Genomic DNA, 11,566 nt, shown 5'->3' on the forward strand with positions numbered 1-11,566 from the left:
TTGGTTAGTTCCGGGATGCTTCCGCCAGGAGCGCGCGCAGGCGGTAGAGCAGGTCCAGCGCCTCCCTGGGACTCAGCTCGTCCGGATTGACCGCTGCCAAGGCTTCTTCCACAGGGCCCGGTCCCGTCTCTTTGGATGTCTGGGCAACGTGGCGTGCCGCGGCGCTGAACAGCGGCAGGTCATCGGCCAGGCGTGACAGGGCCCCGGCCTGCTCCCCCTGCTCCAGCTTCTCCAGCACGGCCTCGGCACGGGCCACGGCGGCTGCGGGCAGTCCGGCCAGCTTGGCCACATGGATGCCGTAGGAACGATCGGCGGCACCCGGGCCGACTTCGTGCAGAAAGACCACCTCACCCTGCCACTCCTTCACGCGCATGGCGTGGCAGGTCAGAGCCGGCAGGGTCGCCGAGAGGCGCGTGAGTTCGTGGTAGTGCGTGGCGAAAAGCGCACGGCTGCGATTGACCTCGTGCAGATGCTCGACGCAGGCCCAGGCAATCGAAAGGCCATCGAAGGTGGCGGTTCCCCGGCCGATCTCATCGAGTATCACCAGCGCACGCGGCCCTGCCTGATTCAGGATCGCCGCAGTTTCCACCATCTCCACCATGAAGGTCGAGCGACCGCGCGCCAGATCGTCCGCCGCGCCCACTCGGCTGAACAGCCGGTCCACCGTGCCGATGACGGCCTGGCGCGCCGGGACAAAGGAGCCGATCTGCGCCAAGAGCGCGATCAGGGCATTCTGCCGCAGAAAGGTCGACTTGCCCGCCATGTTGGGGCCGGTCACCAGCCAGAGGCGCTGTTCGTCCGAGAGGTCGCAGTCGTTGGCGACGAAAGGTCCACTCTGCTCGGCGCGCAGCGCGGCTTCGACCACCGGGTGCCGCCCGCCCTCGATCATGAAACGGTCGGAATCCTCCACCTGCGGCCGGCACCAGTCCTCGCTCCGGGCAAGAGTGGCAAGGCTGGCGGTGACATCGATCTCCGCCAGCGCCCGCGCCGCACCCGCCACCTGGTCCCCCTCCTGCAGCACCCGGGCGCAAAGCGCGTCGAAGATCTCCATCTCCAGGGCCAAAGCCTTGTCGGCGGCCGAGAGGATCTTCTGTTCGAGCTCGGACAGCTCCACCGTGCTGAAGCGCGCGGCGCTGGCCAGCGTTTGGCGGTGGACGAAGAGCGAGTCGGGCCCGGTCGGCACCTTGCCCGCGTTGCTGGCCGAGACCTCGATGAAATAACCCAGCACATTGTTGTGCTTCACCTTGAGCGAGGCGACGCCAGTCGCCTCCACGTACTTCGCCTGCAGGCCGGCTATGAGGCGGCGGCTTTCATCGCGCAGTCCCTTCAATTCGTCGAGCTCGGGGGAGTAGCCGGCCGCGACGAAGCCGCCATCGCGCAGCAGCGCCGGCGGATCGGCCACCAAGGCTCTCTCCAATTCGCCGCGCAAGGACTCCAGCCCCCCCAAGCGCTCGGCGCAGCCACGCAGCTCAGGCGGGCAGGCCTGCACGGCCGGATCGGTGAGAAGGCGCTGCAGCTCTGCCGCCACCGACAAGCCGGCGCGAACTGCAGCCAGGTCGCGCGCGCTGCCGCGGCCCAGAGAAAGGCGTGAAAGCGCGCGCTCCATGTCCGGGCAGGCCTTCAGCGTGGCACGCAGGTCCTGGCGCAATCCCTCCTCCGCCAGCAGGAAGGCCACGGCATCCAAGCGCGCATTGAGCGCCAGAGGATCGGTCAGGGGCGCCGAAAGCCGGCTCGCCAGCAGGCGTGCGCCGGCGCCGGTGACCGTCCGGTCGATGGTGGCGATCAGACTGCCGCGCCGGCCGCCATCCATGGCGCGCGTGAGTTCGAGATTCCGCCGGGTCGCCGCGTCGATCTCCATCACTGCGCGACCACCCTCCCCCGGGTGCCGCGGCGGCGCGAGCCTCGGCAGGCGTCCCTTCTGGGTCAGTTCAAGATAGTCAACCAAGGCGCCCGCCGCCGACAGCTCGGCCCGGTCGAAGTCGCCGAAGCCTGACAGCGTGCCGACCTCATAGAGCCCCTCCAGGCGGGTGCGGGCGTTCTCGCTGTCAAAGCGGGTGCCGGGCATGGGCGCCAGACGCGCCTTCCAGTCGGTGAGCGCCTCAGCAATCTCAGGGCGCGCCAGCAGACGATCGGGCAGGAGCAGTTCACTGGGCTCCACCCGGCCGAGCGCCGCCGACAGGCGATCCGCCTGCAGCGATTCCACCTGGAAGTCGCCGGTCGAGACATCCAGCCATGCCAGTCCCAGGCCCCCGGCGGCATCGGCCAGGGCAGCCAGATAGTTGTTGGTGCGCGAATCGAGCAGCTGGTCCTCGGTCAGGGTTCCCGGCGTGACGATGCGGATGACCTCGCGCTTGACCACCGACTTGGAGCCGCGGCGCTTGGCCTCGGCGGGATCCTCCATCTGCTCGCAAACGGCAACGCGAAAGCCCTTGCGGATAAGGCGGGAGAGGTAGGCCTCATGCGCGTGCACCGGCACGCCGCACATGGGAATCTCCTCCCCATCATGCTGGCCGCGTTTCGTCAGGGTGATATCGAGCGCCGCCGCCGCCTCCACCGCGTCCTGGAAGAAGAGCTCATAGAAATCACCCATGCGATAGAACAGCAGGCAATCGGCGTGCGCCTCCTTGATCGCCAAGTACTGCTCCATCATGGGGGTCACCGCCTTGCCGGCGGGGCTTTCGCTGGGCTGCGCGTCGGGCACGGACTCGAGACTCGTTCGCTCTGGTGAATGAAGGCGCGGGACCCTAGCATAAGCACCCGGTCCTGGCAGCGCCGCGCCTGCGTACTGGCATCGAAGGAGAAGCCTGAGTGACAGAAACCCAATCGTCCTACACACCGCTGCCGGAGATCGTCGGCCAGTTCGCCTCTCGCGAGGAGTTCGAGGCCGCTATCGCGGCGCTGCTCGCCAACGGCTTTGAGCACGCCGACCTCTCCGTCCTGGACAGCCACGAAGCCCTGGGAGCGACGCAAGACGAGCCCTGGCACGAACGCCTGGCCGGAATGGTGGGCGAAGTGAAGTACATCGGCCCACTCACCACCGCCGGCTTTCTTGCGGTGGCGACGGGCCCGGTGGGTGCGGCCATCTCTGTGGCCGTGGGTGCCGGCGTCGCGGCCATGGCGCTGCGCGAAGCCCTCGACCAGGTGGAAGCAACCCCGCACAGCGAAACCTTCGCCCGCGCGCTGGAGCAAGGTGCGGTGCTGCTCTGGGTCGCCTGCGCTGATGCTGCCGCCGAAGCGCGAGCCAGGGATATCCTGCTGCGTCACGGCGCGCGTGACGTGCACCTGCACCAACGCAAAGCCTAACCCGCAGCACGCGACATGACGCGCCATGCCCGATTGCATTTCGTGTTGGACCCAGGTGGTCTAAGTTCGCGCCCGAAGAACAAGGAGGAACGCTGATGGAACTGAAAAGCGAAGCTGCCTGGTGCCTGCCTGACGACGCCGCGGACGCCGTGCTGGTGGGCCGCGTCTGGCGCCCCGATGTGCAAGGTCCGGCTGTAGTGGTGGTGCGCGGGAACGAACTGCTGGATGTGACCGACAGCATCGCCACGGTCAGTGCGCTTTGCGCCGAAGCCGATCCCGCAAGCGTCGCCAAGAACCTCTCGGGTGAATCGCTGGGGGACCTTCAGGCCATTCTGGCGAACACGCCGCGACAGGGCCGCGACAGCAGCCGCCCCTGGCTGCTCAGCCCCATTGACCTGCAGGCCGTGAAGGCCTCGGGCGTCACCTTCGTGATCAGCCTGCTGGAACGGGTGATCGAGGAACAGGCTCGCGGCAATCCGGCGCAGGCCGAAACGGCGCGCAAGGAGATCCAGGCGGCAATCGGCCAGGACCTGGCCAGCTTGAAGCCCGGCTCCGAGGAGGCCATGGCGCTGAAGGAACTGCTGATCCAGAAGGGTGTCTGGTCGCAGTACCTGGAGGTGGGCATTGGGCCCGACGTCGAGGTCTTCACCAAGGCACAGCCGCTCTCCTCGGTCGGGCATCTGGCCGAGGTGGGCGTGCACCCCGGGTCGGCCTGGAACAACCCCGAACCGGAAGTCGTGCTGGCGGTGGCGCCCGACGGGCGTATCGTGGGTGCGACCCTGGGCAATGACGTCAACCTGCGCGACGTGGAGGGCCGCTCGGCCCTGCTGCTGGGCAAGGCGAAAGACAACAACGCCAGTGCCTCGCTCGGCCCCTTCCTGCGGCTCTTCGACGGCGGTTTCGATCTCGACAGCGTGCGCAGCACCAAGGTCTCGCTCACCGTGGAGGGCGAGGACGACTTCCGCCTGGAGGGCGAGAGCGAGATGCGCAAGATCGCGCGCGACCCGGCCGATATTGTGGCCCAGACCATCGGCCCGCATCACCAGTACCCCGACGGCTTCGTGCTCTACCTCGGCACCATGTTCGCGCCGGTTGAGGATCGTGACGCCCCGGGCCAGGGCTTCACCCACAAGAGCGGCGACATCGTCACCATCGGCGCCCCCGAACTCGGGCGGCTGGTGAACCGGGTGGTGCCCTGCGACGAGGCGGAGCCCTGGACCTTCGGCATGACCGCACTTTTCCGCAGCCTGCAAAGCCGCGCGCAAAAGCGCCAAGCCTGAGCCAAGGCAAGAGGAGAGATCATGGCGTCCGAAACACTCGACTTCTACTTCGACTTCTCCAGCCCCTACGGCTATCTCGCCGCCATGCAGATCGAGAAGCTGGCGGCAAAGCATGACCGCAAGGTGGCCTGGAAGCCCTTCCTCCTCGGCGCGGTCTATCAGAAGATCGGCGGTGAGCCGCTGGTGAATGTGCCGATGAAGGGCGAGTACTCGCGCCGCGACATGGAGCGCTGCGCGCGCGAGATCGGCGTGCCGCTGACCTTCCCGCAGGCCTTCCCATTCGCCTCGGTGGCGGCCTGTCGCGCGGTCTACTGGCAGCAGGGCGATGACCCGACGGCAGCCGGCGATCTGGTAACCGCGCTCTATCGCAAGGCCTTCGCTGAAGGTGGCGACATCAGCTCGGCGGAGGGGGTTCTGGCCGTGGCCGAAGGCCAGGGCATTGACCGCGCTGCCCTCAGCCAGGCTCTGCAGGAGCCGGCGATCAAGCAACGCTTCAAACAGGAGGTCGAGGCCGCCCTCGAGCGCGGCGTCTTTGGCTCACCCTTCATTTTCGTGGATGATGAGCCCTTCTGGGGTTCCGACCGCCTGGAGATGGTGGACCGCTGGCTCAGCCGCGGCGGCTGGTAGCGTAGGTTTCCGCCGGCACGCCTTCAAGGGCGTGAGCGCCACGGCGATAGCGGAAGACGCCCTCCCCGCGGCCGATCAGCTTCGCCCCGCTCCCCGGGCCGGCATCGGCACTCACCTCCGCGCTCGCAAAAAAGACCGACCGGCCGCCGCCGGTGCAGCGGCTGCGCGCCAAGAGGCGCTGCCCGGCGCGGCCGGCAGCGATGAACTGGGAGGAGAGTTGCAGGGTCATGGCCCGGCGGACATTGCCAGGAACGCTGCAGTAGGTGCCGGCATAGCCGCAAGCCGCGTCGATCAGCGTCGCCAGCACACCGCCGTGCATCACACCGCTGCGGTTCCTATGCCGCTCGTCCAGCCAGAGTTCGAGCAGGGCCGTGCCTTCCTGCCATTCCAGCAGGCGATAGCCCACGATGTCGCCAAAGCGCCCAGGAACCTGATCCGGGTCCCGCGGGCCTTCATCGGTCTTATGTGTCACGAAGAATCCAAGCGGCGGTGAAACTACTGGCGGGGAACGCGTGCCAGATGCTGCTCCAGTTCCCGGCGGAGCGACGGTGGCAGCGCGTCGACGGCGACGCGAACATCCTCCAAAACCTGCCGCACCCCGTAGAGTTGGTCCAGCAGATTGAGGATGAGCGGAATGGCCTCGTCGTTGACGTCCAGATCGCGCTTCAGTTCCACGATCAGCTTGACCCGCGCCGCATCGGCGTCATCGAAGTGCCAGTCTTCACCCGACTGGCGCGCAAGAACCCAGGACTGGCGGACGAAGGAGACAACCTCCTGCTCGTCCACCTCCAGTCCTGCGGACCGGGTCCGGTCGATCACGTCGGCGAGGCTGAACGGCATCCTGACCTCCCCTTCATCAACGGCAATCAATCCATCCCCGCCTTCGCGCGAGGATTGTAGTTGTGGCGAGTGGCCCAGTCCTTGGCGAAGGCCTGGAGCTCCGCATCCGGCTTCTCCGGCAGCACCACCCGCAGAGTCACATAGAGATCCCCCGGCTCTCCGCCGCGGCGGTCCGGCACGCCCTTGCCCTTCAAGCGCAGGGTGTTGCCGCTGTTGGAGCCCGGCGGGACTTTCATGGCCACCTTACCGGCCAGGGTCGGGACCTGGACCGTTCCGCCCAGCACCGCCTCGGCCAGGGAGATGGGCAGTTCCAGGTGCAGGTTTTTGCCTTCCCGGCCGAAGAATGCATGGGGCTCAACCTTCACCTCGACGTAGGCATCGCCCGCGGGCGCGCCGCCGAAGCCCGGCAGCCCCTGCCCTTTGAGCCGCAGCGTCTGTCCGTCCTCAGTGCCGGGTGGAATGGTCAGGTCCAGGGTTCGGCCATCGCCAATCTGCACGCGCTTGCGCGCGCCTGAAGCCGCATCGGTGAAGCTGACTTTCAAGCTGTAGGAGACATCCGCCCCCTTCTGCTTGGGACCGCCGCTGCCCCGTGCCCCGAAACCGCCGCCGAACAGATCGGAGAAGATATCCTCGAAACCTCCGCCCGCCGTCTCGTAGTGAGCGTACTTCTCCCCGCCTCGGCCGTGCGCACTGCGGTAAAAGCCGCCCCGGGCTGTTTCCTGGCCACTGGCGTCGATCTCGCCGGCATCATAGCGCCGGCGCTTCTCGGGATCCGACAGTATGGCATAGGCGTGGCTGACGTCCTTGAACTGCTGCTCCACCTTCGTGTCGCCCGGATTGAGGTCGGGGTGCAGCTTCTTGGCCAGGCGGCGGTAGGCCGCCTTGATCTCATCGGCCTTCGCCGACTTGGCGACCCCCAGGACGCTGTAGAGATCCTTCATGCAGGCGTGACTCCATCAAGCAGACAGCACCGATGCCCACTACGGCCATAGCATCGCAGCATCGCGCCGGTGTCACGGAACAATCTGGTCACGGCAGGACGCCATGACCAGATTGCCCGCAGTGTTTTTTACACTACTGTCTCGTAAATCAGGAGACGATCTTCCAGCTGCCGTCGGACTGCTGACAGGCAGTGCCATAGGCCTCCTCGACATCGCCGCCCACATTCACCGTCGTGCGATACTCCCGGCAGTACTGACCGCTCTGATTTGTCCCATCGCGCGTCGGCACCACGGTGCCATAGTTGCCGCTGTCCGGATTGTTCCAGGAGATCTCTTCACCCAGCGGCGCGCTGTGCGCCCGCGACACGGCCTGGTTGGCGCGGTCCTTGTCGGCCTGATCCATGTGCTTGCCGATCTCGCTGCCGAGCAACAGGCCGGCGACTGCGCCAATGCCGGTGGCGGCGGCGCGAGTCGCGGAGGAACCGCTCTTGCCGACGGCTGCGCCAGCCAGGCCGCCAAGCACGGCGCCCGTGCCGGCTCCAATGGTCTGCTTCGTGCCCGGACCACCCTGCTCTGCGCAGCCGGCCAATGCCAGCCCCCCGGCCAGAACCGCGATCGTAAGGAATTTCTTGGTCATTGTAACTCGCCCCTTGTTCTTGGCGCTCCTGGCGCTCTCCCGATTGAAGCGCGCCCCGGCTGATAGCAACGCTGGCATTTTGGCATCAACGTGGCATTGTGCCGGACATATGGCCGCCGCCCGGTGAAACCCGAGCCCGAACAGCGGCCGTTTGCTCTCGACAGCGGAATGATGCAGCCGATGCCCCCGATCTTCAATCCCGACAGCCCTAGCGACGATCCCCTCAGCCTCTTCCACAACTGGCTTGCCGAGGCCGAGGAGAAGGAGATCAACGACCCCACCGGCATGGCCCTGGCCACTGCCGATGCTCAGGGTCGCCCCTCCCTGCGCATGGTTCTGCTGAAGGGTGCCGACGATGGCGGCTTCACCTTCTACACCAACGTGGAAAGCCGCAAAGGCGAGCAGTTGACGGCCAATCCAAACGCAGCGCTGCTGTTCCACTGGAAGTCCCTGCGCCGCCAGGTTCGCGTGGAAGGTCCCGTGTCGGTGGCGACCCCGGAACAGGCCGACGCCTATTTTGAAAGCCGCCCCAGGCAAAGCCGCATCGGCGCCTGGGCCTCGCAGCAGTCGCGCCCGCTGGAAAGCCGCTTTGCCTTGGAGAAGAGCGTGGCGCGCTTTGCTGCCAAGTATGCCACCGGTGCCGTGCCACGCCCGCCCTACTGGACCGGTTTTCGGGTGGCACCCTTGCGGATCGAGTTCTGGCAGGACGGGGCCTTCCGGCTGCACGACCGCGCTCTCTACAGCCGGGAAGAAGAGGGGCAAGCCTGGCAAAAGCAGCGACTCTATCCTTGATCGTCAGAAGCACGAGACCCCTCCCATGAGCAAGGCGCAGCTGAGCAGGGCGCAGCAGAATGGCCGCCTGATGCGATTGGCCACCTACGCCTCGGTAACCACGGCCCTGGTGCTGATCGCGGCCAAGGTCGGCGCCTGGTGGATGACCGGGTCGGTCGCCCTGCTGTCCAGCCTGATCGATTCGCTGCTCGATGCCGCCGCCTCGCTCGTGACCCTCTTCGCCGTCAGCCATGCGCTGGCACCGGCCGATGCCGAGCATCGCTTTGGCCATGGCAAGGCGGAGCCCCTCGCGGCGCTGGTGCAGGCCGGGTTGATCACCGGCTCAGCGCTATTCCTGGTGTTCGAGGCCCTGCCGCGCCTGCTGAACCCGCAACCCATCGAATCCGGCGGTGTCGGCCTGGCTGTCATGGTCTTCTCGATCCTTGCCACCTTCGCCCTCACCCGCTTCCAGTACTATGTGGTGCGGCGCACCGGCTCGACGGCGATCAGCGCAGACGCCCTGCACTACTTCGCCGACCTTCTGACCAACGCCGGCGTCATCGTGGCGCTGATCCTGGCCACGCAGTTCAACCTGCTCCTGGCCGATCCGATCATCGCGTTGATTATTGCCGGCTATATCTTCTGGAGTGCGTTGCAGATCGGCCGCAAGGCTTTGGATATGCTGATGGACCGTGAGCTGCCGGACAGCCAGAGAAAGCGCATTCTGGAGGTGGTGCGGGCGCACCCGGATGTGCTCGGCGTGCATGATCTGAAAACCCGGGAATCCGGGCAGGTCACCTTCATCCAGCTTCATCTGGAACTGGAAGGCGGCATGAGCCTCTATCGTGCCCACGTGATCGCTGACACTGTCGAGGCCGATCTGCAGACCCACTTTCCAGGCGCCAACGTCATCATTCACCAGGACCCTCACGTCCTCTCGGAAGACACGCCGGTCTATCAGTAGGCGCGCCGCGGCGCTTGGGACATTTCCTCGGCCGCCGCAGCTTGCTAACCAAGCGCCGGGAGCGGAATGGCAAAGGATGCGCGCGATGAACGGCACCACCTGGAACGATGACCACCAGGAGATTCGCGAGGCGGTGCGGCGGCTGTGTGCCGACTTTCCGGGCGATTACTGGCAGGCCCTCGACCGGGAGCGCGCCTACCCCACGGCCTTTGTCGAGGCACTGACCCAATCGGGATATCTGGCCGCGCTGATCCCCGAGGAGTATGGCGGCTCCGGTCTGCCGCTCTCGGCAGCCGCCGCCATCCTGGAAGAAGTGCAGTTCGCCGGCTGCAACGGCTCGGCCTGTCACGCCCAGATGTACGTCATGGGCACCCTGCTGCGCCATGGCTCTGAAGCCCAGAAGCAGCGCTGGCTGCCGGAGATCGCCAGCGGCCGCTTGCGGCTCCAGGCTTTCGGCGTCACCGAGCCGGGCAGCGGCACGGACACCACTTCGATCCGCACCACAGCAAAGCGCGACGGCGCGCGCTATATCGTCAATGGTCAGAAGATCTGGACTTCGCGCGCCGAGCATTCCGACCTCATGCTGCTGCTCGCCCGCACGACACCGAAGGAGGAGACCGCCAAGCGCACCGACGGCCTGTCAGTCTTTTTGCTCGACATGCGCGAAGCGCGCAATGCCGGCCTGACCATTCGCCCGATCCGCACCATGATGAACCACGCAACCACGGAGGTCTTTTTCGATAACGTGGAGATTTCCGCGGAGAACCGCATCGGAGAGGAGGGCAAGGGTTTCCGCTATATCCTTTCGGGCATGAATGCCGAACGCATTCTCATCGCCGCCGAATGCATCGGCGATGCCCGCTGGTTTCTCGAGAAGGCCAGCACTTACGCGCGGGAACGAGAGGTCTTTGGCAAGCCCATCGGTCAGAACCAGGGCATCCAGTTCCCCATCGCCAAGGCCTACGCCAATATGCGCGCGGCCGACCTGATGGTGCGCGACGCCCTGCGGCTCTACGAGGCCGGAGCGGACTGCGGCGCCGAGGCCAACATGGCCAAGATGCTGGCCGCCGACGCCTCCAATGAGGCAGCGAACGTCTGTATCCAGACCCACGGTGGCTTTGGTTTCGCGGAAGAATTCGACGTGGAGCGCAAGTTCCGCGAAACGCGGCTCTACCAGGTCGCCCCCATCTCCACCAACCTGATCCTCTCCTATCTGGCCGAGCACGTGCTCGGCCTGCCCCGGTCCTACTAGCTCGTCATCGTATCCTATTCACGTCACGGCCGCGGCCTTTGCACAAAGACGAGTTATACGTATAATTCAGGTATTCGGTTTGAAAGGATGCCTGTCATGCCAACCGTCGGGTCCCTCGAGTTCCAGCGCAAGTTCGGAGAGTTCCAGCACAAAGCGCAACGCGAGCCGGTCGAGATCACTCGGCACGGACGGCGTGAATTCGTGCTGATGTCGGCCGACCACTATGACTGGCTCAGGGCCGCTGCGCAGCGAAGCCACCGCACGGCGGACGCCGCTGATGTGGTCATCGACGCGGTGGAGCGCGCGGAGATGGATCCAGAACACAGCCATCTCGATGATCTGCTAAAGTAAGGTAGACGTCGTGGTGCTTCCGGAACCCAAGCCCGGACTCGTCATCCACTACGACTACCTCTGGACACATGAGGCGGCCACCGGTCGGGATCAGGGCAAGGACCGCCCGACTTGTCTTGTCGCTGCAACCGATGCCCTGGTGCGGCCGCGTCATGTGGTGCTGCTACCGATCACCCACAGGCCGCCATCCGGGGATGTCGTCGGGATCGAAATTCCGGCAAAGGTGAGGAAGGCGATCGGGCTCGACGATGAGCCATGCTGGGTGATCGTCTCGGAGCACAATATCGACGAATGGCCCAATGGTGGGCTGTCACCGCTGCCCGGCAAGCGCAACACGTTCAGCTACGGTTTCGTCCCGCCGGGGTTGTTTGCAAAGATTAAAGCCAGCTTCCTTGAACTGGCCCGAGCGAAGAAGAGCGCCGCTGTGCGCCGTGAAGATTAGAGTTCTCGAAGGAGCCCCGATCATGACGCGCGGCCCTCGCTACCTTTATTCACCTCGCCACCGCTGTCATAAGCTCCAGATGAACCTCAAGAGACCCTGGGCCGCATTGCGTTCATGCGGATCGCTGAATGGTTCCGATAGATGCGATCTGCGATGGC

At 65.8% G+C, this 11,566-nt stretch carries 13 protein-coding genes; 8 read left to right on the forward strand and 5 right to left on the reverse strand.

Annotated elements, in window-relative coordinates:
* Positions 1 to 4: 4 nt before the first annotated feature.
* Complete coding sequence (gene mutS, locus ABZ720_RS13550) at positions 5 to 2,701, reverse strand: DNA mismatch repair protein MutS (protein ID WP_438264104.1); 2,697 nt, start codon at positions 2,699 to 2,701, stop codon at positions 5 to 7.
* Between the two features lie 107 nt (positions 2,702 to 2,808).
* Between mutS and ABZ720_RS13555 the strand changes: the two genes are divergently transcribed.
* The 3 genes from ABZ720_RS13555 to ABZ720_RS13565 all read left to right on the forward strand — a co-directional run bounded on the left by ABZ720_RS13555 (position 2,809) and on the right by ABZ720_RS13565 (position 5,210).
* A complete protein-coding gene (locus tag ABZ720_RS13555; protein WP_366556065.1) occupies positions 2,809 to 3,303 on the forward strand; it encodes a hypothetical protein in 495 nt (164 codons plus the stop codon).
* 95 nt (positions 3,304 to 3,398) lie between these two features.
* Positions 3,399 to 4,583, forward strand: coding sequence for a fumarylacetoacetate hydrolase family protein (locus tag ABZ720_RS13560; RefSeq protein WP_366556066.1), 1,185 nt, complete (start codon positions 3,399 to 3,401; stop codon positions 4,581 to 4,583).
* Positions 4,584 to 4,604: 21 nt separating this feature from the next.
* Positions 4,605 to 5,210, forward strand: coding sequence for a 2-hydroxychromene-2-carboxylate isomerase (locus tag ABZ720_RS13565; protein WP_366556067.1), 606 nt, complete (start codon positions 4,605 to 4,607; stop codon positions 5,208 to 5,210).
* On the opposite strand, the gene ABZ720_RS13570 is transcribed toward ABZ720_RS13565, so the two are convergent.
* From ABZ720_RS13570 to ABZ720_RS13585, 4 genes are all read right to left on the reverse strand, one after another.
* The gene (locus ABZ720_RS13570) at positions 5,191 to 5,682 is read right to left on the reverse strand and encodes a PaaI family thioesterase (protein ID WP_366556068.1); all 492 of its coding nucleotides are present in this window, start codon (positions 5,680 to 5,682) and stop codon (positions 5,191 to 5,193) included. The genes ABZ720_RS13565 and ABZ720_RS13570 overlap by 20 nt on opposite strands.
* A gap of 23 nt (positions 5,683 to 5,705) precedes the next feature.
* Entirely contained in the window at positions 5,706 to 6,050 is a 345-nt protein-coding gene (locus ABZ720_RS13575) for a chaperone modulator CbpM (protein ID WP_366556069.1), read from the reverse strand.
* 26 nt (positions 6,051 to 6,076) lie between these two features.
* Positions 6,077 to 6,991, reverse strand: a complete 915-nt coding sequence (locus tag ABZ720_RS13580; RefSeq protein WP_366556070.1) for a DnaJ C-terminal domain-containing protein — start codon at positions 6,989 to 6,991, stop codon at positions 6,077 to 6,079.
* A gap of 148 nt (positions 6,992 to 7,139) precedes the next feature.
* Positions 7,140 to 7,628 carry an RT0821/Lpp0805 family surface protein gene (locus tag ABZ720_RS13585; protein WP_366556071.1) on the reverse strand — a complete coding sequence of 163 codons (489 nt, stop codon included), beginning with the start codon at positions 7,626 to 7,628 and terminating at the stop codon, positions 7,140 to 7,142.
* A gap of 180 nt (positions 7,629 to 7,808) precedes the next feature.
* On the opposite strand from ABZ720_RS13585, the gene pdxH reads away from it, so the two are divergent.
* From pdxH to ABZ720_RS13610, 5 genes are all read left to right on the forward strand, one after another.
* A complete protein-coding gene (gene pdxH / locus ABZ720_RS13590) occupies positions 7,809 to 8,420 on the forward strand; it encodes a pyridoxamine 5'-phosphate oxidase (RefSeq protein ID WP_366556072.1) in 612 nt (203 codons plus the stop codon).
* Positions 8,421 to 8,445: 25 nt separating this feature from the next.
* Positions 8,446 to 9,363 carry a cation diffusion facilitator family transporter gene (locus ABZ720_RS13595; protein WP_366556073.1) on the forward strand — a complete coding sequence of 306 codons (918 nt, stop codon included), beginning with the start codon at positions 8,446 to 8,448 and terminating at the stop codon, positions 9,361 to 9,363.
* 85 nt (positions 9,364 to 9,448) lie between these two features.
* Entirely contained in the window at positions 9,449 to 10,615 is a 1,167-nt protein-coding gene (locus tag ABZ720_RS13600) for an acyl-CoA dehydrogenase family protein (protein WP_366556074.1), read from the forward strand.
* Between the two features lie 96 nt (positions 10,616 to 10,711).
* A complete protein-coding gene (locus ABZ720_RS13605) occupies positions 10,712 to 10,966 on the forward strand; it encodes a type II toxin-antitoxin system prevent-host-death family antitoxin (protein ID WP_366556075.1) in 255 nt (84 codons plus the stop codon).
* 10 nt (positions 10,967 to 10,976) lie between these two features.
* Positions 10,977 to 11,408 (forward strand): hypothetical protein, encoded by a 432-nt coding sequence (locus tag ABZ720_RS13610; RefSeq protein ID WP_366556076.1) that lies wholly within the window; start codon positions 10,977 to 10,979, stop codon positions 11,406 to 11,408.
* Positions 11,409 to 11,566: the final 158 nt, after the last annotated feature.

This window comes from Aquibaculum sediminis (assembly GCF_040712085.1).
Lineage (GTDB): Bacteria > Pseudomonadota > Alphaproteobacteria > Kiloniellales > DSM-21159 > Aquibaculum > Aquibaculum sediminis.

Excerpts from the sequence above, each read along its gene's own strand:
- ABZ720_RS13560 (WP_366556066.1), top strand. The coding sequence starts at position 3,399 with ATGGAACTGAAAAGCGAAGCTGCCTGGTGCCTGCCTGACGACGCCGCG.
- ABZ720_RS13565 (WP_366556067.1), top strand. The coding sequence starts at position 4,605 with ATGGCGTCCGAAACACTCGACTTCTACTTCGACTTCTCCAGCCCCTAC.
- ABZ720_RS13575 (WP_366556069.1), bottom strand. The coding sequence starts at position 6,050 with ATGCCGTTCAGCCTCGCCGACGTGATCGACCGGACCCGGTCCGCAGGA.
- ABZ720_RS13580 (WP_366556070.1), bottom strand. The coding sequence starts at position 6,991 with ATGAAGGATCTCTACAGCGTCCTGGGGGTCGCCAAGTCGGCGAAGGCC.
- ABZ720_RS13585 (WP_366556071.1), bottom strand. The coding sequence starts at position 7,628 with ATGACCAAGAAATTCCTTACGATCGCGGTTCTGGCCGGGGGGCTGGCA.
- pdxH (WP_366556072.1), top strand. The coding sequence starts at position 7,809 with ATGCCCCCGATCTTCAATCCCGACAGCCCTAGCGACGATCCCCTCAGC.
- ABZ720_RS13595 (WP_366556073.1), top strand. The coding sequence starts at position 8,446 with ATGAGCAAGGCGCAGCTGAGCAGGGCGCAGCAGAATGGCCGCCTGATG.
- ABZ720_RS13600 (WP_366556074.1), top strand. The coding sequence starts at position 9,449 with ATGAACGGCACCACCTGGAACGATGACCACCAGGAGATTCGCGAGGCG.
- ABZ720_RS13605 (WP_366556075.1), top strand. The coding sequence starts at position 10,712 with ATGCCAACCGTCGGGTCCCTCGAGTTCCAGCGCAAGTTCGGAGAGTTC.